The organism is Streptomyces sp. SBT349 (assembly GCF_001083795.1).
In the GTDB taxonomy this organism is placed as follows: Bacteria; Actinomycetota; Actinomycetes; order Streptomycetales; family Streptomycetaceae; genus Streptomyces.
The window spans coordinates 1-21,498 of record NZ_LAVK01000036.1 but is presented as its reverse complement, the minus strand read 5'-3'; the positions used below and the strand labels follow the sequence as shown (position 1 = coordinate 21,498).

Annotated in this window: 18 protein-coding genes; 10 read left to right on the top strand and 8 right to left on the bottom strand. The window is 73.3% G+C overall.

Translation table 11 applies throughout. The features are described from left to right. The first annotated feature begins 14 nt into the window (after positions 1 to 14). Entirely contained in the window at positions 15 to 668 is a 654-nt protein-coding gene (locus ADY01_RS07190) for a DedA family protein (RefSeq protein WP_049567515.1), read from the top strand. A gap of 4 nt (positions 669 to 672) precedes the next feature. Here ADY01_RS07190 and tatA read toward each other — a convergent pair whose 3' ends face one another. Together tatA and ADY01_RS07180 are read right to left on the bottom strand one after the other, a co-directional pair. Then, positions 673 to 957 carry a Sec-independent protein translocase subunit TatA gene (tatA, locus tag ADY01_RS07185; protein WP_049567512.1) on the bottom strand — a complete coding sequence of 95 codons (285 nt, stop codon included), beginning with the start codon at positions 955 to 957 and terminating at the stop codon, positions 673 to 675. 145 nt (positions 958 to 1,102) lie between these two features. Then, on the bottom strand, positions 1,103 to 1,540 hold the full coding sequence (locus ADY01_RS07180) for an ATP-binding protein (protein ID WP_049567509.1): 438 nt from the start codon (positions 1,538 to 1,540) through the stop codon (positions 1,103 to 1,105). 219 nt (positions 1,541 to 1,759) lie between these two features. Here ADY01_RS07180 and ADY01_RS07175 point away from each other — a divergent pair, with 219 nt between their 5' ends. The 9 genes from ADY01_RS07175 to ADY01_RS07135 all read left to right on the top strand — a co-directional run bounded on the left by ADY01_RS07175 (position 1,760) and on the right by ADY01_RS07135 (position 11,648). Then, positions 1,760 to 2,581, top strand: coding sequence for a hypothetical protein (locus tag ADY01_RS07175; RefSeq protein ID WP_049567506.1), 822 nt, complete (start codon positions 1,760 to 1,762; stop codon positions 2,579 to 2,581). Between the two features lie 83 nt (positions 2,582 to 2,664). Then, on the top strand, positions 2,665 to 3,441 hold the full coding sequence (locus ADY01_RS07170; protein ID WP_049567501.1) for a YcnI family protein: 777 nt from the start codon (positions 2,665 to 2,667) through the stop codon (positions 3,439 to 3,441). 114 nt (positions 3,442 to 3,555) lie between these two features. Further along, positions 3,556 to 4,218: an SCO family protein gene (locus tag ADY01_RS07165; protein ID WP_049567497.1), complete on the top strand. Its 663-nt coding sequence runs from the start codon at positions 3,556 to 3,558 to the stop codon at positions 4,216 to 4,218. After that, positions 4,215 to 4,679 carry a copper chaperone PCu(A)C gene (locus ADY01_RS07160; RefSeq protein WP_063784143.1) on the top strand — a complete coding sequence of 155 codons (465 nt, stop codon included), beginning with the start codon at positions 4,215 to 4,217 and terminating at the stop codon, positions 4,677 to 4,679. Before ADY01_RS07165 ends, ADY01_RS07160 begins: the two co-directional genes overlap by 4 nt. A gap of 10 nt (positions 4,680 to 4,689) precedes the next feature. Continuing rightward, positions 4,690 to 6,696: a copper resistance CopC/CopD family protein gene (locus ADY01_RS07155; protein WP_049567494.1), complete on the top strand. Its 2,007-nt coding sequence runs from the start codon at positions 4,690 to 4,692 to the stop codon at positions 6,694 to 6,696. Between the two features lie 24 nt (positions 6,697 to 6,720). After that, positions 6,721 to 7,947, top strand: a complete 1,227-nt coding sequence (gene efeB / locus ADY01_RS07150; protein WP_049567490.1) for an iron uptake transporter deferrochelatase/peroxidase subunit — start codon at positions 6,721 to 6,723, stop codon at positions 7,945 to 7,947. Between the two features lie 97 nt (positions 7,948 to 8,044). After that, complete coding sequence (pheA, locus tag ADY01_RS07145; protein WP_049567486.1) at positions 8,045 to 9,016, top strand: prephenate dehydratase; 972 nt, start codon at positions 8,045 to 8,047, stop codon at positions 9,014 to 9,016. Positions 9,017 to 9,471: 455 nt separating this feature from the next. Further along, positions 9,472 to 10,752: a serine--tRNA ligase gene (serS, locus tag ADY01_RS07140; RefSeq protein ID WP_078900075.1), complete on the top strand. Its 1,281-nt coding sequence runs from the start codon at positions 9,472 to 9,474 to the stop codon at positions 10,750 to 10,752. Between the two features lie 53 nt (positions 10,753 to 10,805). Further along, positions 10,806 to 11,648 carry an HAD family hydrolase gene (locus tag ADY01_RS07135; protein WP_049567555.1) on the top strand — a complete coding sequence of 281 codons (843 nt, stop codon included), beginning with the start codon at positions 10,806 to 10,808 and terminating at the stop codon, positions 11,646 to 11,648. Positions 11,649 to 11,798: 150 nt separating this feature from the next. On the opposite strand, the gene ADY01_RS07130 is transcribed toward ADY01_RS07135, so the two are convergent. The 6 genes from ADY01_RS07130 to ADY01_RS07105 all read right to left on the bottom strand — a co-directional run bounded on the left by ADY01_RS07130 (position 11,799) and on the right by ADY01_RS07105 (position 21,089). Then, on the bottom strand, positions 11,799 to 12,509 hold the full coding sequence (locus ADY01_RS07130) for an alpha/beta fold hydrolase (RefSeq protein ID WP_049567481.1): 711 nt from the start codon (positions 12,507 to 12,509) through the stop codon (positions 11,799 to 11,801). A 43-nt stretch (positions 12,510 to 12,552) separates the two neighbouring features. Then, entirely contained in the window at positions 12,553 to 14,703 is a 2,151-nt protein-coding gene (locus ADY01_RS35925) for a serine/threonine-protein kinase (RefSeq protein ID WP_053170592.1), read from the bottom strand. Positions 14,704 to 14,724: 21 nt separating this feature from the next. Continuing rightward, a complete protein-coding gene (locus ADY01_RS35920; RefSeq protein WP_053170589.1) occupies positions 14,725 to 16,830 on the bottom strand; it encodes a protein kinase domain-containing protein in 2,106 nt (701 codons plus the stop codon). Between the two features lie 131 nt (positions 16,831 to 16,961). Further along, positions 16,962 to 17,519 (bottom strand): RNA 2'-phosphotransferase, encoded by a 558-nt coding sequence (locus tag ADY01_RS07115; RefSeq protein WP_049567476.1) that lies wholly within the window; start codon positions 17,517 to 17,519, stop codon positions 16,962 to 16,964. A 211-nt stretch (positions 17,520 to 17,730) separates the two neighbouring features. Beyond that, positions 17,731 to 18,780, bottom strand: coding sequence for a hypothetical protein (locus tag ADY01_RS07110; protein WP_049567471.1), 1,050 nt, complete (start codon positions 18,778 to 18,780; stop codon positions 17,731 to 17,733). Continuing rightward, the gene (locus ADY01_RS07105) at positions 18,777 to 21,089 is read right to left on the bottom strand and encodes a hypothetical protein (RefSeq protein WP_053170586.1); all 2,313 of its coding nucleotides are present in this window, start codon (positions 21,087 to 21,089) and stop codon (positions 18,777 to 18,779) included. The genes ADY01_RS07110 and ADY01_RS07105 overlap by 4 nt, the downstream gene beginning before the upstream one ends. Positions 21,090 to 21,498 lie beyond the last annotated feature (409 nt).

Below are 21,498 nucleotides of genomic sequence, written 5' to 3'. Positions count from 1 at the left end.
AGCCTGGCGTCCTCATGGACGCTCTCGCCCTCGGCCCCTCATGGCTCGATCCGGAACGGCTCATCTCCACCTTCGGCCTGATCGGCATCCTGATCGTGGTCTTCGCCGAGTCGGGCCTGCTGATCGGCTTCTTCCTGCCCGGCGACTCGCTGCTGTTCACCACCGGGCTGCTGGTGGCCTCCGGCACGTATCTGCACCACTCGCTCTGGGTCGTCTGCCCGCTGATCGTGGTGGCGGCGGTGCTGGGGGACCAGGTCGGCTATCTCTTCGGCCGGAGGGTGGGGCCCGCGCTGTTCCGCAGGGAGGACGCGCGGCTGTTCAGGGCGGAGCACGTGGTGAAGGCCCAGGACTTCTTCGCGCGGCACGGCCCGAAGTCGCTGGTGCTGGCCCGCTTCGTCCCGATCGTGCGGACGTTCACGCCGGTCGTCGCCGGGATCGGCCGCATGGACTACCGGACGTTCGTGACGTTCAACGTGGTGGGCGGAGTGCTGTGGGGCGCCGGGGTGACCCTGCTGGGGGCGGCGCTCGGGCAGGTCGCGGCCGTGCGGGACCACATCGAGCTGATCCTGATCACGATCGTGCTGCTCTCGGTGGTGCCGGTCGTGATCGAGGTACTGCGGGGCCGCGGCGCGGGGCGCGATGGAACCCCGCCCCGCTCCCGGGTCTGAGGCCCTACGCCTGGGCGGTGGGCTTGGTCTCCTCGACCGGACGGGCGCTGGTGACGTCGCCCGGGGCGGCCTGGATGGTGCGGGGGGCGGCCTCCGGCTGCGGCTCGGTGCCCTCCCCCTTGGGGGAACTCGCCTTCGGGTTCTCCGCCTTCATGGCGGCGGTCTCGCTCTTCAGGATGCGCGCCGACTTGCCCAGTGAGCGCGCGATGTCGGGCAGCCGCTTCGCCCCGAAGACGAGCAGCACGACGATGGCAAGGACGACAAGCTCCCGTGCCCCGATCTGACCCATGGGTTCCACCTCCTAGGAGACGTCTCGCAACGTCCCGATCAGCGCCACGGTAACGCGCACGAAGTAAAGATTGCGCAAATCACAAGACAATACCTCTGACCGCTCCATATGCATAGGCCGCGGTCGGCGGTATGGGCCCGGGGGCTCAGGAGGTGGGCAGCAGCCTCTCGCCACGCCGGCGCAGCGCCTTGTCGAACGTGACGACCGCGCCGCCCGCCCCCGGCAGGTTGTCGAAGCTGACCGCGTCGCTGAGCGCCTCGATCAGGCACATCCCGCGCCCGCTCGTGAGCAGGTCGAACGGCTCGGAGCGCGGCACGGCCGCGCCCGCCTCGAATCCGGGCCCGCAGTCCGTCACCTCGATGCGGCACACGTCGCCCTGGACGGAGGCGGTCACCCGGTAGACCCCGGAGTGTCCCGTGCCGTGCTGGACCGCGTTCGCGCACGCCTCGGAGAGAGCGACGGACACCTCGTGGGAGATGTCCGCGTCGACGCCCGCGGCCTCCATGGAGCCAAGGAGGAGCCGCCGGGCGAGCGGGACGCTGGCCGCTTCCCGCCGCAGTTGGAGAGACCACCAGATGCTCATGACGTCCGCCTCCTGGCCTCGGCTCGACATATCTGTAGGTATTGCCGACCGGCGCGAACCGTAAGCGTCTGGTTGACCCAACACCCCTCGATCGGCGGATGTAACCGGATGCTTCGCCCGATATGGGGGCACGCCAGCGTGTCGGAACCGGTCATTCAGCGCCTCATGGGCGCCCTCACCGGTCCGTCTACCCCCCTTCGGTGAGATGATGGCGCCGCCATGCGTGCCGGAGCCGATCTGCGACTGCTGCGAGCCGCGGTCTTCGCCGCGGCTTGCACCACGCTGGCCGCCTCCGGGCACGTCTGGGCCACCGGACCCGGGGTCCGCCCCGCCACGCTGGCCGCCGGCTGGGCCGCCGCGTTCGCGGTCGCCCTTCCGCTGACCGGGCGCGAGAGACGTTCGGTGCCCGCGATGGCCGGGCTGCTCGCCGTCTCGCAGCTCGCGCTCCACGTGGTCTTCTGCATCGGCAGGCACGCCTCCCCCGGCCGGCCCCCGGCGCCGAGCGCCAGGGAGCTGGCGGCCAGGCTGCTCTGCAACGACCACATGCCGGCGATCTCGGAGCGGGAGGCGGCCCGCATCGTGGCCGCCTCGGGGCTCGGGGACGCGCACACGGCGCCCACCGCGGGCGCGGCCGGTGCGGCGCACGCCGGGGGCGCCGGGGGCGCCGGCTCGGGACTCGGCGAGGCGTTCGCCTCGCTCGCCTCGCCGCCCATGCTGCTGGGCCACCTCGCCGCCGCGCTCGCCGCGGGCTGGCTGCTGCGCCGCGGCGAGGCCGCGCTCTGGGCGGCCGTCAGGCTCTCGCTCGCCACCCCGGGCGTGCCCCCGCTCGCCGCGCTGGCGCCGCTGCGCCGCGCGGCGCGCCTCCTCCGCCTCCTCCGCGTCCTGTGTGGCGCCCCGCTGCCGGAGCACGCCCGTGTCCCCGGCCGCGTCCGCTCCGCGGAGCTGTCCGTCCCCGTGCTCCACGAAGCGGTGCTCTCGTGCGCCGTGAGCCGCCGGGGGCCCCCGGCGCCCGCGACGCATCAGCACATGCTCGCGGCCTGACGCACTCCCCCTGAGGGGCGGGTGCGCCGCCGCCGCGCGCTCGCACATCCCCCACTCACCACCACACCCCCAGTGGAGTGCCCATGAACCGCACGCGCATCGCCGCCTGCTCCGTCGTCACCGCCGCCACCGCCGCGGCGGCGCTCGCCCTCGCCGCCCCCGCCCAGGCCCATGTCACCGTGGACCCGGACGAGGCCGAGCAGGGCGGCTACACCACGCTCAACGTCCGGGTGCCGAACGAGAGCGACACGGCCTCGACCGTCAGCGTCGAGATGCACCTCGACATGGAGAACCCGCTCGCCTCCGTCCGTCCCCAGGCGGTGCCCGGCTGGGAGGTCGAGGTCGAGACCGCCGAGCTGGAGACGCCGATCGAGAACCACGGCAACCAGATCACCGAGGCGCCCAGCGTCATCCGCTGGACGGGCGGCGAGATCGAGCCGGGGATGTTCCAGCAGTTCCCGCTGTCCGTCGGCCCGCTGCCCGAGACGACCGAGCACCTGGTGCTGCGGACCATCCAGACGTACGACGACGGCGAGGTCGCCCGCTGGATCGAGCCCCCGGCCGAGGACGGCTCGGAGCCCGAGGACCCGGCGCCCGTGCTGCACCTCATGCCGGCCGCCGACGCGGAGGGCACCGAGGCCGCCGCCGACGCGGAGGGCGACGACGGCGCGAACGCCGACGCCGAGGACGCCCAGGACGCCGAGGACACGGCGGCGGCCGGGGACGAGGACGAGTCCGCCACCGACACCACCGCCCGCGTGCTGGCCGGCGTCGGCATCGCGGTCGGCGTGGCGGGCGTGGCGTTCGGCGTCCTCGCGGGCCGCCGCCGTTCCCCCGCCGCCGACTCCGCCGAGTCCTGACCTCCCGCCCCACCTCCGTCTCACTCCGTCTCATCCCGTCTCACTCCGTCTCATATGAGGCCGCGGGGCGCGGCACCCCGCGCCCCGCGGCCCGGACCACCATCAGGAACGTTCATGCACCTGCGCACCATCACCACCGCCGTCGTCGCGGCCACCGCCGCGCTCGCCCTGGCCGCCTGCGGCAGCGAGGGCGGCGGCAAGGACACCGGCGACACCCCGGCCGCCGAGGTCGAGGGCGGCGGGGCCGAGGACGAGGGGACCGTCCTCGACCAGCCCTTCGACAAGCCGGACCTCGTTCTCACCGACACCGACGGCGAGCCGTACGACTTCGCCGCCGAGACGGCGGGACACGCCACCCTGCTCTACTTCGGATACACCAACTGCCCGGACATCTGCCCGCTCACCATGAGCAACATCGCCGTCGCCACCGAGTCGCTCACCGAGGAGCAGCGCGCCGACCTGCGCGTCGTCTTCGTCACGACCGACCCGGAGCGCGACACCCCGGAGTCGCTCGGGCCGTGGATCGAGTCCCAGTCCCCCGATTTCACCGGGCTCACCGGGGACTTCGAGACCATTCAGGAGGCCGCCCGCTCGCTCGGCGTGCACATCGAGCCGTCCTTCGAGGACGACGAGGGCGACATCGTCTCCACGCACGGCACCCAGGTCGTCGGGTTCCTGCCGACGGACGACAGGGCCCACATCATCTGGACCGAGGGCGTCACCGTCGAGACGTTCCAGCGCGACATCCCCGGGCTCCTCGAAGGCGAGCTGCCGTGACCCGGCACCCCGCGGCACGCGCCGCGGCGCTGCTCGCCGCCCTCGCCGCCGCCACCGCCCTCGCCGTGACCGGCTGCGGCGGGGACGGGGCGTCGGGGCCCGAGCTGTCGGCCCGCGACGCGTTCATCCCGGAGCCCGCCACCGCCGACCTGGCGGCCGGGTTCCTCACCGTGGAGAACGCGGGCGACGCCGACGACACCCTCACCTCCGTCACCAGCGACCTCGCCGGAACGATCGAGATGCACGAGACCGTGGACAACACGATGCGGCAGGTCGACTCGTTCACGGTTCCGGCCGGAGGCGCGCTGACGCTCGCCCGCGGCGGGAACCACCTCATGCTCATGGACCTGACCGGCAAGCCCACCGAGGGCGAGACCGTATCCATCGAACTGCACTTCGAGGAATCGGAGCCGATCACCCTCGACGTGCCGGTCGAATCCGCAACCCACACCGGGGAGTGAGACCGCAGCCATGACCACCGCCGTCCCCCGCACCCTGACCTCGCTGCTCGTGGCCGCCGGCGCCGTGTGCGCGGCGCTCGCCGCGCTGCTGCTCGCGGCCACGCCCGCGACGGCCCACGCCTCGCTCGCCGGCAGCACGCCGGGGGACGGGGAGGTGGTGGCCACGGCGCCCGCGGAGATCACCCTCACCTTCACCGAGGCCGTCTCGCTCGCCGACGACGGCGTCCGCGTCCTCGACCCGGACGGCGACGCCGTCGCGACCGGGGGCGAGACGGCCGACCTCGGCGACCACACCTACGCCGTCGCCCTCCCCGGGGACGACCTGGCCGACGGCACCTACACCGTCACCTGGCAGGTCGTCTCCGCCGACAGCCACCCCATATCCGGGGCGTTCACCTTCTCCGTCGGCGCGCCGTCCGAGACCAGCGTCGAGCCGGGCGCCGTGGCCGAGACCGGCGACGACGGCGTCTCGGGGCTCCTCTACGACGTCGCGCGCTACACGGCGTACGGCGGGTTCGTGCTGCTGGGCGGCGCGTGCGCGTTCGCCCTCGCCTGCTGGCCGGTCGCGGCCTCGCGGCGCACGGTGCAGCGCGTCACGCTCACCGGCTGGACCGCGCTCACCGCGTCGACCATCGCGCTGCTGCTCCTGCGCACGCCCTACACCGGGAGCGGCGACCTGGCCGACGCGTTCGACCTGGGCGGGCTGCGCGACGTCATCGACACCAAGACGGGAACGGCCCTGGTCACGCGGCTGCTGCTGCTCGCGGCGGCTGGGGTGTTCATCGCGGTGCTGCACGGCGGCTACGCCCGGCAGCGCGCCCTGCCGGATCCGGACGAGGCGACGGCGGAACGGGTGCGCGACCTGACGTTCGGCCTGGCCCTCGGCGGCTCGATCCTCGCCGCGGGCATCGCCGCGAGCTGGGCGATGTCCGAACACGCGTCCACCGGGCGGCAGACGGGCCTCGCCATTCCGCTGGACATCGTCCACCTGCTCGCGGTCTCCGCCTGGCTCGGCGGCCTCGTCACGCTGCTGGTGCTGCTGCGGACCGAGCCCGCGCTGCCGCGCTCGGCGGTGCGGCGGTTCTCCGCCGTGGCGCTGACCAGCGTCACCGTCCTGGCGGTCACCGGCCTCTACCAGGCGTGGCGGCAGATCGGCTGGTCGTGGTCGGCGCTGACGGAGACCTCCTACGGGCAGCTGCTGCTGATCAAGGTCGCCCTGGTCGTCACGCTGCTGACCGTGGCCTGGGCGTCCCGGCGCAGGACCGGGCGCCTCGACGACGCCCGGCCGGACGCCGCCGCCGCCGACTCCGCCGACGCCGAGGCCCCGGCGGAGGCGGGCGCGGAGGCGGCCTCCGCGCCGGAGCCGGTGGCCGTCGGTGCGGGCGGGGCGGCGGAGGGGGAGGCCGCGGTCGATCCGGAACGTGCCAGGCAGCTCGCCCGGCAGCGCGCCGCCGTGGCGCGCGCCGGGCGGGTGAAAGCGCGTGACGCCGACCCGCACCGCTCGGGCCTGCGGCGTTCCGTGCTGGCGGAGGTGGCCCTGGCGGCCGTTCTGCTCGCCGTGACCACGGGGCTCACCGGGACCACCCCCGCGCGCACCGCGGCGGCCGAGGCAGCGCAGAATGGGGAGGCCGGGGCCGGGGAGAACGGGCCGCCGCAGGCCCAGGACCCGGGCAGCCTGTCCCTCCCCTACGACACCGGCGGCGATTCCGGCCAGGGCACGGCGCTGATCGAGCTCACGCCGGCGCGCACCGGCGAGAACACCATGCACATCCGCCTCACGGACCCCGAGGGCGCCCCCACCGGCGCCGCCGAGGTCCGCGTGGCGCTCACCCTTCCGTCCGAAGACCCGTCCGACGCGATCGGCCCGCTGCGCCTCGACCCGCTGCACGTGGACGTCGGCCACTGGACCGCCACCGGCGTCCAGCTGCCCCGCCCCGGGGCGTGGGAGCTGGCGCTGACGATCCGCACCTCCGACGTCGACCAGATCACCGAGACCACCACCGTCACGATCGAATGAAACCCTCCGACTCATGGCTTGCCGATGACTGAACGACGCACCTTCTCCCGCCGCCGCCTGCTCACCAGCGCGGGCGCCGCCGGGGCCGCCGGGCTCGGGGTGGGCACCACCACCGGGGCCCTCGCCCACTCGGCGGCGAGCGACAACGGGCCCGCGCTCACCGCGCTCGGCTCCACCGCGGTGCCGTTCTTCGGCGCCCACCAGCCGGGCATCACCACCCCGATGCAGGCGCAGGGGCACCTGGTGGCCTTCGATCTCGCGCCGGGCGCGGGACGGCGTGAGGCCGCCGCGCTGATGCGCCGGTGGTCCACGCTGGCGGCCGAGCTGATGGCGGGCGGGACACCGGAGACCGACACGGGCGTGGCGCGGGACGCCGGGCCCGCCTCGCTGACGGTGACCTTCGGCTTCGGCCACCATTTCTTCGACGCCACCGGGCTCACCGGGGACCGGCCCGACGCGCTGGCCCCGTTGCCCCGGTTCTCCGCGGACGCGCTCGACCCGGCCCGCTCCGACGGCGACCTGTGGATCCAGGTGGGCGCCGACGACGGGCTGGTGGCGTTCAACGCGCTGCGTGCCCTCCAGCGCGCGGGCGCGGAGACGGCCGCCGTGCGCTGGCACATGTCCGGCTTCAACCGGAGCCCGGGCGCGACCGCGCGCCCCATGACCACGCGCAACCTGATGGGCCAGGTGGACGGCACCAACAATCCCCAGCCGTCGGACGCCGACTTCGACCGGCGGATCTTCGTGCCGGGCGACGACGGGACATGGATGGCCAGCGGCTCGTATGTCGTCGTCCGGCGGATCCGGATGCTGCTCGACGACTGGGAGACGCGGTCGCTCGATGAGCAGGAACGGGTCATAGGGCGCCGCAAGTCCGACGGCGCGCCGCTGACGGGGGGCGAGGAGACGACGCCCGTGGACCTCGACGCGACGAACGGGGACGGCAGCGCGGTCGTCGCGGCCGACGCGCACATCCGCGTCACGGCCCCCGACACGAACGGCGGGGCCGCGATGCTGCGCCGCCCGTTCTCCTACCACGACGGCTTCCGCGAGGACGGGGCGCCGGACGCGGGGCTGCTGTTCCTGGCCTGGCAGGCGGATCCGTCGCGCGGCTTCGTGACGGTGCAGCGGAAGCTGGACCGGGGGGACGCGCTCTCGGAGTTCATCCGCCACGAGGCGAGCGCCCTGTTCGCGGTGCCCGGCGGGGCGGCGGAGGGCGAGTACGTGGGCCAGGCCCTGCTGGAGGGCTGACGCGGAGCCGACGCCGGGGGAGCGGGCCGGGGGGACGTGACCGTTCGGAGGCTGAGACGGAGCGGGATGTGACCACCGGCGGGGCTACCGTTGCGTCATGACAGCTGCGAGCCGTTATACGTATCTCGGCCCCGAGGGCACCTTCACCGAAGCGGCGCTCCGCACGCTCCCCGAGGCGGCGACCCGCGAGCTGGTGCCGATGATCTCGGTGCCCGCCGCGCTGGACGCGGTGCGCTCGGGCGAGGCGGCCGGCGCGCTGGTGCCGATCGAGAACTCCGTGGAGGGCGGCGTCTCCGCCACCGTGGACGAGCTGGCCTCGGGCGAGCCGCTGATGATCTACCGCGAGGTGCACCTGCCGATCGCGTTCGCGCTGCTGGTGCGGCCCGGCACGGAGATCGAGAACATCAAGACGGTGACCGGCCACCCGGTGGCCCAGCCGCAGGTGCGGGGGTGGCTGTCGCGTTTCCTGCCGGAGGCGCAGTGGGAGTCGGCCGCGTCCAACGCGGACGGGGCGCGGCTGGTGCAGGAGGGGCGCTTCGACGCGGCGTTCGCGGGTGAGTTCGCGGCGCCGACGTACGGGCTCGAACCGCTGGTGACCGACATCCACGACGCGCACAACGCCACCACCCGCTTCGTGCTGGTGGGCCGCCCGGCCAGGCCCGCGGCGCCGACCGGCGCGGACAAGACGTCGGTGGTGCTGTGGCTGCGCGCGGACCACCCGGGCGCGCTGCTGGAGGTCCTCCAGGAGTACATGACCTGCGGCGTGAACCTGGTGCGGATCGAGTCGCGGCCGACGGGCAAGGGGATCGGGCAGTACTGCTTCTCGCTCGACTGCGAGGGCCATGTCTCGGAACGGCGGGTGGGGGAGGCGCTGATGGGGCTGAAGCGGCTCTGCTCGGATGTGCGGTACCTCGGCTCGTACCCGCGCGCCGACCATGTGGAGCCGACGGTGGTCGCGGGGACGACGGACGCGGACTTCCTGACGGCGGCGGACTGGCTGACGCGGTGCCTCGACGGGAGGACCGAGGGGAACGGCGGGGGGAACGGCGCGAGGCCGTCGCACCGGTGACGGGCAGGTTGCCGCGGCGTGTCCCGCGGGCGGCGGGGGGACGACCTGGGGGTTGTCCACGGAGTTATCCACAGGGCACCCTCTGTGGCTGTGCATAAGTCGACACGGCGAACCGGACAGAGTCGACATATGCCCACTCGGGCCGCGAAGTGATCCACAGGGTGCGGATCCGCATTCGTCACCGCAATCGCACGGGGTACCTCCCGAGTGTGAGCCATTTTCCCCCGGAAGAGGGTGTAAGCAGGGTTTGAGCGGGGAATTCTGTGCCGCACCCGGACAGGGGGCACGACTTTCCCCGCTTCATCCACAGGTCCCCCCGGATCTGTGGAAAACTCTGTGGGCAACTCTCTGACCTGTGGATTTCCCCTCATCGCCCTTTTCACCCAATTCACGGCCAAAACGGATCAAATTGAACTCGGTGTATCGAGGGACACTTCCGCCGGTAGCCTGGTCGCGTGATTGACCTTCGTCTGCTTCGTGAGGACCCCGACCGAGTGCGCGTCTCGCAGCGCGCCCGTGGAGAGGACGTCGGCCTGGTCGACGCGCTGCTCTCCGCCGACGAGCGCCGCCGCGCCTCCGGCTCCCGGTTCGACGCGCTGCGCGCGGAGCAGAAGCAGCTCGGCAAGCGCATCCCGCGCGCCGAGGGCGACGAGAAGGGCGAGCTGCTGCGCCGCGCGGGCGAGCTGGCCTCCGAGGTCAAGGCCGCCGACGCGGAGCGGGACGAGGCCGCCGACGAGACGCAGCGCCTCCTCCTCCAGCTGGGGAACCTGGTGCACCCGGACGTCCCGGTCGGCGGCGAGGAGGACTTCGCGGTCCTGGAGACGCTGGGCACCGTCCGCGACTTCGGCGCGGAGGGCTTCGCGCCCAGGGACCACCTGGAGCTCGGCGCCCTGCTGGGCGCGATCGACACCGAGCGCGGCGCGAAGGTGTCGGGCTCGCGCTTCTACTACCTGACCGGCGTCGGCGCGCTGCTGGAACTGGCCCTGGTCAACGCGGCGGTCGCCCAGGCGACGGAGGCGGGCTTCGTCCCGATGCTCACGCCCGCGCTGGTGAAGCCGCGCGCGATGGAGGGCACGGGCTTCCTCGGACAGGCGGCGCAGGACGTCTACCACCTGGAGAAGGACGACCTCTACCTGGTCGGCACCTCGGAAGTGGCCCTCGCGGGCTACCACATGGACGAGATCCTGGACGAGGCGCGGCTGCCGCTGCGGTACGCGGGCCTGTCGCCGTGCTTCCGCCGCGAGGCCGGGTCGCACGGCAAGGACACCCGGGGCATCTTCCGGGTCCACCAGTTCGACAAGGTGGAGATGTTCTCCTATGTGGCGCCCGGGGACGCGGAGGCGGAACTCGACCGGCTGCTCGCGTGGGAGAAGCAGTGGCTCACCTCGCTCGGCCTGCCGTTCCGCGTGATCGACGTGGCCAGCGGCGACCTGGGGGCGTCGGCGCAGCGGAAGTTCGACTGCGAGGCGTGGATCCCGAGCCAGGGCAAGTACCGCGAGCTGACGTCCACGTCGAACTGCGGCGAGTTCCAGGCGCGCCGCCTCGCGGTGCGGATGCGCGGGAAGGAGACGGGCGTCCGCCCGCTCGCCACCCTGAACGGCACGCTGTGCGCGGTCCCCCGCACGATCGTGGCGCTGCTGGAGAACCACCAGAACGAGGACGGCTCCGTGACGGTCCCCAACGTTCTCCGTCCCTACCTCGGCGGCCGGGAGAAGCTGGCGCCCGTCGCGGCGTAGGCCCGTTCCGCCGACGTCCGGGGTCCTCGTAAGGTGGCCGGGTGACCAGCCTTGTGCAGCGGTTCCCGTACCGCTTGATCGCGACCGACCTGGACGGAACGCTGCTGCGGCGCGACGAGACCATCTCGCAGCGGACGCGGGACGCGCTGATCGCGGCGCAGGCGGCGGGGGCCGAGCACATCGTGGCCACCGGCCGCAGCGTCGCGTGGACGCGGCACATCCTCGACGACCTCGGGTACCGAGGGCTCGCCGTCTGCGGGCAGGGCGCACAGCTCTACCACGCGGGCGAGCACCGGCTGCTGACCTCCGTGACACTCGACCGGGCGCTCGCCCGCGCCGTGGTCGAACGGCTGGAGAAGGTGGTCGGGCCCATCGCGCTGGCGGCCAACCGCGATGGGCTCGACGGGGACGTGATGATGGACGGACGGTTCCGCCCGGCGGTCGGCAGCGGATTCAGCGGCGAGGCCAATCCGTACCCCGCCGACGCCCCCGACCGCAGCGCCCTGTTCGCCGAGCCGATCATCAAGCTGTACATCCACCTCCCGGGCATGGCCGACGACGACCTGGCCGACGCGGCGCGGGCCGCCGTGGGCGACCTGGTGAACATCGTCGTCTCGGGCCTGGGCCTGGTGGAGGTGCTGCCGCTGGGCCTGACCAAGGCCACCGGCCTCTCCCTGGCCGCCCGCCGTCTCGGCGTCACGGCCGCCGAGACGATCGCCTTCGGCGACATGCCCAACGACATCGCCATGTTGTCGTGGGCCGCCCACGGCGTCGCGATGGCGGGCGCCCACGCCGACGTCCGCGCCGTGGCGGACGAGATCACGGCGGGCAACGACGACGACGGCATCGCCGTGATCCTCGAACGCCTCCTCAGCGCCGCCGATCCGGCGACCTAGGGGTTGGTGGGTGGGGCGGCTTCAGTTTCGGGCCCCTCGTCGGACTGCGGTCCCTCGGCGGGCCGCCCCATCAGCATGAGCTCGAACCAACAGTGCTCGACCCACCGCATGTGCGAGACGAGGCCCGCGCACCCGCCGCCGCCGTGACGCTCAGGCCGGGCCGATGGCGTCGAGGATCGCCCGCGCCAGGTCCCCGGGCCGGGTGAACTGGGGCCAGTGGCCGGTGGGCAGGTCGACATACGCGACGTCGCGGATCCTCGCGAGCTCCTTCAGGCTCGGCTCGCCCCGGGCCATCCACTCCCTGAGCGTCGCGCCGGGGAACGCGCAGGCGATCACGGTGGCGGGCACGTCGTAGCGGCGCTCGTCGGTGAGCCGCTGCGGGTCGCTCGCGACACGCACGGGGGACGGGATCGCGCGCTCGCGGAACGCCGCCCGCAGCCCGTCGTCCAGGTCGACCAGCTCCTCCTCGTCGAACAGCGACCAGTCCGGCAGCGGGACCTCGCCGTTCTCCGAGGGGAACCCGGCGTTGATGACGCCGCCGTCGCCGAGGGGCCAGCTGTCGACGTAGACGGCGCGGGCGATCCGGTCGGGCCGCGCGTCGACCGCGCCATGGGCGATGGCGCCGCCGCCGGAGTGCCCGACGAGCACGATCCCGCCCTCGGCCGGGCCGAGGGAGTCGATCACCTCCACGGCCGCCTCGACGTGGTGGCGCAGGGTGATGGCGGAGCGGTCGGCGGCCCGCGTCTCCATGCCGGGCAGCGTCAGCGGGAGCGTGCGGTGCCCCGCCTCCCGGAGGGCGGGAACGACCTCGTCCCACGACGAGCCGTCGAGCCAGAGGCCGGGGATCAGGATGATGTTCATGGCCCGAGGCTAGGACGGGCCACTGACAGCACGCGGGGCCCTCTCACCCGCCCACGTTGACCTCCGCCGTGTCGACGGCGGCGTCGGGTATGTGCCACCGTTCGATCAGTTCCCCGTAGGTGCCGTCCTCCAGCAGGGCGCCGAGCGCCTCGCGGATGGCGTCGCGCAGCTCGTCCTGCCCGCTGGGCACGGCGATGCCGCGCGGGCCGCGCTCCGCGCTGTCCATCCTGACGTTCAGCCCGAACTCCGGGTGCTCGCCCGCGTAGTAGGCCGCCTGGGAGTAGAGCAGCAGCGCCGCGTCGGCCTCTCCCGTGCGGATCGCCTCCGCCATGTCGTCGCGGCTGCCGAAGGGCATGATCTCGACCGGGTCGGGGCAGTCCTCGGTGTTGGACCGCACCCGCTCCTCCATGAACTCGTCCGCGTAGGTGGTGACCGTCAGACCGCACAGCTCGGCCAGGTCGCCCGTGTTCTCCTCGTCGAGGCTCATCACGCCCAGGCCGTCCCCGAAGTGGTTGACGAAGTCCACGCCCAGCTCGTGACGGCTGGAGGAGTCGTCGGAGAACCCGGCCACGGCGATGTGCGCGGCGACCTCCTCGCCCTCCCGGACGGCCGCCTCGGCGGCGGCCTCCGTCTCGCTGGTCTCCGAGAAGGTCATCTCCACCCCGAGCAGCTCGCCGATCTCCCGGACGAGGTCGATCTCGAAGCCGACGAGGGTGCTGTCGCCGTCCTCGACGAAGAGGACCGGGTCGGCCTGCGTCGAGGCGTGGACGGTGATCGTGCCCGCGTCCCGCACCGCCTGCGGAACGAGGTCGGCCAGCGGCGCGTCGGGGTCGATGGCCCCGGTGCCGCCCTCGGCACCCTCGCCGGAGCCTCCGGCCGCGTCCTCGCCCGAGCCTCCCTCGGCGCCCTCCGCCGCGCCCGCGGTCGTGCCGCCGTCGGAGTCGCCCGCCTGCTCGTTCTCGTCGCCCCCGCCCATGTTCATCACGATCAGCGTCGCGATGACGGCCGTCGCCACCGCCCCGGCGGCCACCGCCGCGGCGACCGCCCCGCGCCGCGTCGTCCGCGAGGGCGGCGCCGTGGGAACGGACGAGAGGCCCGGCGGGGTCGCCTGCCCCGACTCCCCTATCCCCCAGGGCCCTTGACCGCCGGACCCGGGCGTCCCGGCCATGCCGCCCGACGGCGCCCCGGACGCCGCTCCCGCCGGTTGCGCGGACAGCGGCGCGTAGGGCGGATAGGTGGGCGGGATGGTGGGGGCGCCGGGCGCCGGCGGCGCGGGCTGCTGGGACAGCCCCGGTCCGTCGAACGCCAGCAGGTCCGCCGCGTCCCGGCCCAGCCGGGCCGTCAGCCCCGGCGGCAGCCAGAACTCGGTGCCGGCCCCGACCGTCGCCAGCGCGGACACCTCCTCGACCCCCGGCCGCGCGCCCGGGTTCTTCGCCATGCACCGCTCGGCCAGTTCACGCAGGCCGCCCCGCAACGGCCCCTCTGGCGGCCCCAGTTCGGGCTTCTCGTTCATCACCCGGTACAGCACGGTGTGGAGCTGTGCCCCGTCCCCGGAGAACGGGTCGCGCCCGGTCGCCGCGAACGCCAGCACCGCGCCCAGCGCGAACACGTCCGCCGCGCCCGACATGGCCTCGCCGCGGATCTGCTCGGGCGAGCTGTACCCGGGGGAGCCGACCATCGCGCCCGTCCGCGTCACCATGCTCGCGTCCACGGCCCGCGCGATGCCGAAGTCGATGACCTTCGGGCCCTCCAGCGTCACCATCACGTTCGACGGCTTCAGGTCCCGGTGGATCAGCCCGCTCGCGTGGATCTCCTTCAGCGCCTCGGCCAGCCCGAGGGCCAGCGCCCACACCGAGTTCTCCGGCAGCGGCCCGTGCAGCACGTCCACCACCTCCCGCAGCGGCGGCCCGACGACGTACCCCGTCGCGATCCACGGGAAGGCGGACTCCGTGTCGCTGTCCAGCACCGGCGCCGTCCACGGCCCGCTCACCCGCCGCGCCGCCTCCGCCTCCGCCCGGAACCGCCGCCTGAACTCCGGATCCTCGGCCAGCTCCCGCTGCACCACCTTGACCGCGACCATCCGCCCGCTGGGCGAACGTCCCAGAAAGACCTGCCCCATCCCGCCCGCACCCAGCCGCGCCAGCAGCCGGTACGGACCGATGGCGGAAGGGTCGCCCGGCCGCAGATCCTCCACTGCCCATCTCCTTCACTGCACTCAGATGCCCGCGTTCACGGTCGGTTCCTCGAGGGCGGCCTGCGGTATGTGCCACCTCTCCAGCAGTTCCTCATAGGTGCCGTCGTCCATCAAGGTCTTGAGCGCGGAGGCGATGGCGTCGCGCAGGTCGTCGTGCTCGCTGGGGACGGCGATGCCCCGGGGGAACTTCTCCTGGTGCGCGATGTCGACCGCGAGGCCGCTGTCCTCGTGCTCGCCGACGTAGTGGGCCGCCTCGGAGTAGAGCAGCAGCGCCGCGTCGACCTCGTGCGCCCTGGCCGCGGCCGCCATCTCGTCGATGCTGGAGAAGGCCACGAACTCGACCGGCTCGTAGCACTCGCCGATCGCCGAGCGCGCGATGTCCTCCATCTGCTCGCCCTCCCGGATGGCCAGCCTCTCGCCGCACATGGTGCCCAGCACGCCGAGGTTCAGGCGGCCGGTGCCCATCAGGGCCCAGCCGTCCTCGTAGTGGTTGACGAAGTCGACGCCGTGTTCCTCGCGGTAGTCGGCGAGGTCCGGGTATCCGGCCATCGCGATGTGCGAGGGAACGCCGGCGCCCTGCTGGACGGCCGCTTCCACGGCGAGGTCGAACTCGCCGGTCAGCGAGAACCGGAACTCGACGCCGAGCAGCTTCTCCAACTCCCGGGCGAGGTCCACCTCGAAGCCGGCCGGGCTGACCCCCTCCTCGTCCGTGAAGACCAGCGGCGGCGCCTCGGGGGCGCTGTGCACGGTGATCCCGCCCGCGTCGCGCACCTCCTGCGGCAGGAGGTGGGCGAGCGGCGCCTCCTCGGGGTCGGCGCCCCCGCTGCCGCCGTCGGTCCCCTCGGACGTGCCCCCGTCGAGCTCGCCCGCCTGCGGGGCCTCGATGTCGTCGCCCCCGTCCGTGGTCATCACGATCAGCGAGACGACGACGGCCAGCGCCGCCATCGCGGCGACCAGCGCCAGGACATGACGGCCCCGGCCCGCCGGGGGCGGCAGGGCCGACGGGGACGGCACCGTGGTGACGGTGGAGCCGAACTCCCCCGAGTGGTACGGCTGTCGCCCCTGCGGGCCGCCGAATCCTCCGAGCGGCGCGGGCGGCGGCGCGTACGGCGAGGGGTAGCCGGAGGGCGAGGCGACGGTCATCGTGGGCTGCCCGCCGGGCACGACGGTGGGCGGCGCGGTGGGCGGCGGCGGGCCCGCGGCCGGCCCGGCACCGGCCGCGCCGGGGCCGTCGAACGCGAGCAGGTCCGCCGCGTCCCGGCCCAGCCGGGCCGTCAGCCCCGGCGGCAGCCAGAAGTCGTCCCCGGCCCTCCCCGCCGCCAGGCCCGCGATCTCGTCGAGCTCCGGCCGGTCGCCGGGCTCCTTCGCCATGCACCGGACCACCAGGTCCCGCAGTTCGCCGCGCAACATGCCGTCGGGCGGCCCGAGTTCGGGCTCCTCGTGCATCACCCGGTACAGCACGGTGTGGAGCTGCGCGCCATCCGCCGAGAACGGGTCGGCCCCCGTCACGGTGAACGCCAGCACCGCGCCCAGCGCGAACACGTCCGCCGCGCCCGACATCCGCGCGCCGCGGATCTGCTCGGGCGGCATGTACCCGGGGGAGCCGATCATCGACCCGGTGCGCGTGACCATGCTGGAGTCCACGGCCCGCGCGATGCCGAAGTCGATGACCTTCGGGCCCTCCAGCGTCACCATCACATTGGACGGCTTGAGGTCCCGGTGGATCAGCCCACTGCCGTGGATCTCGGTCAGCGCCTGCGCGAGCCCGTGCGCCAGCGCCCACGCCGAGGGCTCCGGCAGCGGCCCGTGCAAGGCGTCCACCACCTCCCGCAGCGGCGGCCCGACCACATACCCGGTGGCGATCCACGGCACCACCGACTCGGTGTCGCTGTCCAGCACCGGAGCCGTCCACGGCCCGCTCACCCGCCGCGCGGCCTCGACCTCGGCGCGAAACCGCCGCCTGAACTCGGGGGACTCGGCCAGCTCCCGGTGCACCACCTTGACCGCGACCATCCGCCCGCTCGGCGAACGCCCCAGGAAGACCTGCCCCATCCCGCCCGCGCCCAGCCGCGCCAGCAGCCGGTACGCGCCGATCGAGACCGGGTCGCTCGGCCGCAGATCCTCCACTGCCGTTCCTCCACTCCGTAGCCGTCATCGTCGACGAAGAACCCCCCGCGGGCCCGGATCTCCACGATCCTAGTGGGCGCACTGCGTGACGAAGTCGGGTCGGTACGAAGCCGAGACCGGCGCGAGACGGATCAGGAACCGATGCCGGGGAAACGGAGGAACGCCGGGGGGACCGCCGCCGTCAGCCACACGCCGTTCTCGCTGAGGTGGAAGACGTGCCCCGCCTCCCGCATCGCCCCCGCCGCGACCGGCAGCACCACCGGCTTCCCGCGCCGCGCCCCCACGCGCGTGGCGGTCTCCCGGTCCGGCGAGAGGTGGACGTGCTGCCGCGCCATCGGCCGCAGCCCCTCCGCCCGTATCGACTCCAGAACGCGCCCGACCGTCCCGTGGTACAGGTACGGCGGCGGCTGGGCCGGGGGCAGCCCCAGGTCCACGGCGACCGAGTGCCCCTGGCTCGCCCGTATCCGCGTCCCAGCCTCGTCCAGGGCGAAGCGCCGCTTGTCGTTGGTCGCGACCACCGTCTCCAACTCGGCGCGGCTGAGCGCCATCCCGTTCTGCCGGAGAGCCGCCAGCAGCACGTCGACGTCCACCCACCCCGCCGGGTCGAGGGACAGCCCTATCCGCGCGGGATCGTGTCTCAGATGCCGCGACAGGTACTTCGAGATCCTTTTCGTCCGTGCCTCGTTCACGCGTCCAAGCCTGCACCACGCCACTGACAAGGGGACCCCTGTAAGGTCCCGCCTCCTCCCGGACATCCCTCGGCATGGAATCGGAAGCACAGGCTGAACAGTTCGACCGGTTGTTCCGGTCGACCTTTCGCCGGGTCCTGGCCAACCAGGCCGCGCTGAGTGACGTCCCCGCTCGCCGCCCCGGCCGGTGAGCGCGCTCCCCCCGGCCCCGTCACCGGTTCGGGAAGTCGAGGCCGGGGAGGGAGGGGATCAGGGACGCGGCCTGGAGGAGCCTGCTGTTGCAGGTCCCCTGCGGGCTCGGCGGCGGGTACGGCGCGGTGGCGTTGATCGCGGTGTGCGGCTTGGCGACGGTCCTCGACAGCGTGGTCACGAAGACGGTGGCGACCTCCTTCGCGGCTCCGTCCATGTGCGTGCAGGTCCGCCGGGCGGCGTCGCCGACGAGTTCGCCGGACGGCACCCAGCGGGTGGCGGCGTACCAGTAGCCGAAGTCGGCGATCTTCTTCGTGAGGGAGGCGATGAGGGCCGTGACGTCGGCGATGCCGGTCGGGCCGACCTTCGCGCCGATCGCGGCGGCCCACCCGGAGGCCCGTTTCGTCCAGCCGGGTGAGGAGGCCGAGGCGGCGGGCAGGAGGTACGCCTTGACCGCGTCGCTGACCGTGCCCCGCCCGAAGACGGGGACCCCGCCGGGGGTGGCGCCCGCCGCCACCATGTAGGCGGCGGCGTCCCCTTCGAGGTTGTCGGTGAAGCCGTAGTCGTTCGTGCTGTTGTGGAAGACGTACGCGACCGTGGTGGACGGCGTTCTGGCGCGCTGGCGGGCGAGGTTGGCCGCGCCGCCGCCCAGGTCCCCCAGCCAGGTCACGACCTCCAGTCCCGTGCCGCCCTCGGGGAAGACATGGGTGCGGGCGAGGCCGGTACGGGTCTCAAGTCCGATCAGGAGGTGACCGATGTCGACCGAGCGCTTTCCGTCCTTGATGCTCTGGGACGCCTTGAGGTCCTTGAGCAGCGAGGTTCCGGAGAACGCGGGCCGCGGGTCGGCCGGGACGTGCCCGCCGGTGTAGGTGACGAAGCCCGCGTTGCGGATGGTGGCGCCGGCCACCGACCGCTTGCTCTCGACGTCGTAGTCCAGGGACCAGGTGGTCCCGTAGTAGACGCCGCGCAGGGTCTTGACCCGCTCCTCGGCGGTCTTCTGCCCGGCCGCGACGAGGCGGGCCTCGGCCTTGGCGAGGAGGGAGACGGCCGCGGTGAACGAGGCGGCCGTCATGCGATGGTGGACAGGTTCGACGTCACCGCGATGTCGGTGCCCGAGGTGGGGGTGTACTCGTTCCACTCGGCGATGAGCGCGCCCTTCTCGCCGGGTTGCAGCACGGGGAACGGCGCGGCGGTGCCCTGGTGCGCGAAGGCGACCTTGTCCACGGTGATCTGCGTCGCGTTCGGGATGGCGGTGATCAGCGCCGTCTCCTGGATCCCGCGCTCGTCCTCGGCGTCGAGCACGACCGGCAGCCCGACGACGAACCCGGCGCTGGACTCGACCCGGACGGTCACCGGGCCGGCGCTCGGGACGACGTTCGCCGAGGATGTCGTGTAGACGGCTTCCTGGAGGCGGGTGGCGGTCCTGCCCGGGTTGGCGGGCGGGATGCCGGGGTAGTTGCGGTCGTCGTAGGCGGCGATCTCCCTGGCGATGGACAGGTACGCGTCGGGGATCCCCGCGTCGGGCGAGCCGCCCTCCGCGAAGCGCATCCAGCGCTGCTCCCAGCCCTTGCGGACGGTGAGCACGATGCGGGCGCTGCCCGCGCGCAGGAACGCCTGCCGGCTGGGGTCGGGGTGGCGCAGACCGCGGATGAACGGCCAGCTCGGCGGAACGTCCCAGAAGTAGGAGTAGAGGAAGGTGACGACGTTCTCCCACTCGATGGCCTGGTTGATGAACCGGATCAGGTCCTCGTGCTGGCGCAGCAGCGTCCACTGGTCCTGGTCCATGCCGAGCGTCGGCCCGTCGAAGCCGATGCCGTGCCTGAGGTCGACGCCCGCGGCCTCGAACGCGGCGATCACCTCGGCGGGCATGAACGCGAAGTCGGCGCCCAGCACGAACCTGAGCACGCTCTTCATGATCTCGTCGCTCTCCTCGCGGCGGAGGGTGAGCGTGTCCACGTTGGCGAGCTGGTCCTCGATCACCATGATCTGCGCGGCGATCTCCTCCTGACGGGCGAAGTACCGGGTCTGCGCGGCCTCGAAGAGCGCGGTCCACACCTCGTTGCGCCACTGGTCGATCGCCTCGGCGGTGAGGTCGCGGCGCGCGGTGAGGGCGACGAAGACCTCGGCGGAGTGGTGGAAGAAGAACGTCACCTTCTGCTTGCCGCTGTGGCCGTGGAGGAACGGCACCTCGGGCGTGGCCATGAGCCGGTGGCCGCGGAGGATGAGGGGCCCGCCGAGCCCGTTCCAGGTGGGCTGGGGAACGGTGCCGATGACGTCGAAGTTCAGCCGGTTGTCGTCGCCGTCCTCCTTGCCGACCTGGGCGTCGAGGAGGATCTCGCGGATGGCGGTGCCGGCGGGGACGTCGAACTCGACGTCGAGGAACCACCAGTTCCCGTTGGTCCCGACGTGCGAGCTCGCGGGCACCGGCACGGGCTCGGCCGGGTAGGGCCGCACCGTCACGCCGTAGCGGTCGGCGAGCCACAGGTACCGCGGGACGCCGCCCTCCTCGCCCTCGTCGAGGGGTTCGCCGTCCGGGCCCACCAGGTCGGTCGTGATCTCGGAGGGCTTCACCGGGAACTCGAACGGCGCCTGCTGCGCGCGCAGCGCCTCCAGGTCGGCGTAGGCGCGCCGCATCGCGGCCCCCGGCTCGGGGACGACGATGTCGTAGGTGAGGCGGAGCCCGTAGCGGTAGAGGCGCACACGCCACGTGCGCATCAGGCTGAAGTAGTCGATGCGGACGGGCTGCTGCGTGGTGTTCTTCAGGACGCGCGTCGAGGTCTCGGACGTGCCGGTCTGGGTGGTCGTGGAGATGGTGACCTTGTGCTCCTGACGCGAGCGCGAGGCCGCCTTCTCGGTGGTCGTGCGGGCGTGCTTGATGCTCTCGGTCGCGGAGTCGGAGCGTGAGTCCTGCGAGGTGAACCCGGTGGTGCTGGATCCGGAGATGATCGGGATGCCGCCCTGGACCGTGCCGGTGATGTTGAACTGGTTCGAGTGCTGGCTCTCGGACGACGTGGACTGGGAGAGGTCGGTGTTGTCCGTGACGCCCGTCTCGCTGACCTCCTCCAGGGAGTCGGTCACGATCGTCGTGAACTCCCGGGAGGTGACCGACCACTCCTTGTGGGTGACCGCCGTCTCCTCGCCGGGCGCGAGCGGGATGGTGGAGACCAGTTCGCCGCGCTGGATGCCGGTGGGGACCATCTCGATGCGTTCGAGGTTGAGCATGCCCACGGGGGGCGTGGCGGCCACGAGGTCGCCCAGGGTGCGGGCGGCGACGACGGCGGAGTGGAGGCGCTGGGCGGACGTGCCGGTCTCCGGGGTGGCCCCCCGCCGGGGCGCCGAGGCCAGTCGCTCGGCGCGAAGGTCGACGAGGGCGGCGGCCACGGCCGCCAGCTCGGCGGCGGGGACCCGGGCGACGGCGGCGATGTCCGGCCGCAGCGACGGGATCAGCGGCTCCTCGAACGCGGCGAGGAGGTCGAGGGCTTCGGCGGTCGCGGGGGAGAGCGCGCCGTGCGCGGCGGTGAGGCGTTCCCCGACGTGTGCGGTGTCGCCGGGGGCGAGGGCGAGTTGGCGGATCGCGACGAACTTGCGGAGACCGCCGTGAACGCCGGCGGCCGGCGCGTCCGTGGCGTCCGTGGCGGCGGGCGGGGCGGGGATCTCGACGGCGACGAGCGTGCCCTTGGAGATCAGCCGGGCCGAGTTCTCCAGGAGGGGGGGCTGGCTCTTTTACACATCTGACGCTTCCGGCGAAGAGGATTGTGTAGGTCTCAGCGGGTGGCCTGATATTAAAAAC

Coding starts and splice junctions, on each gene's coding strand:
- ADY01_RS07190 (WP_049567515.1), top strand. CDS start 15: ATGGACGCTCTCGCCCTCGGCCCCTCATGGCTCGATCCGGAACGGCTC.
- tatA (WP_049567512.1), bottom strand. CDS start 957: ATGGGTCAGATCGGGGCACGGGAGCTTGTCGTCCTTGCCATCGTCGTG.
- ADY01_RS07180 (WP_049567509.1), bottom strand. CDS start 1,540: ATGAGCATCTGGTGGTCTCTCCAACTGCGGCGGGAAGCGGCCAGCGTC.
- ADY01_RS07175 (WP_049567506.1), top strand. CDS start 1,760: ATGCGTGCCGGAGCCGATCTGCGACTGCTGCGAGCCGCGGTCTTCGCC.
- ADY01_RS07170 (WP_049567501.1), top strand. CDS start 2,665: ATGAACCGCACGCGCATCGCCGCCTGCTCCGTCGTCACCGCCGCCACC.
- ADY01_RS07165 (WP_049567497.1), top strand. CDS start 3,556: ATGCACCTGCGCACCATCACCACCGCCGTCGTCGCGGCCACCGCCGCG.
- ADY01_RS07155 (WP_049567494.1), top strand. CDS start 4,690: ATGACCACCGCCGTCCCCCGCACCCTGACCTCGCTGCTCGTGGCCGCC.
- efeB (WP_049567490.1), top strand. CDS start 6,721: ATGACTGAACGACGCACCTTCTCCCGCCGCCGCCTGCTCACCAGCGCG.
- pheA (WP_049567486.1), top strand. CDS start 8,045: ATGACAGCTGCGAGCCGTTATACGTATCTCGGCCCCGAGGGCACCTTC.
- ADY01_RS07130 (WP_049567481.1), bottom strand. CDS start 12,509: ATGAACATCATCCTGATCCCCGGCCTCTGGCTCGACGGCTCGTCGTGG.
- ADY01_RS07110 (WP_049567471.1), bottom strand. CDS start 18,780: ATGACGGCCGCCTCGTTCACCGCGGCCGTCTCCCTCCTCGCCAAGGCC.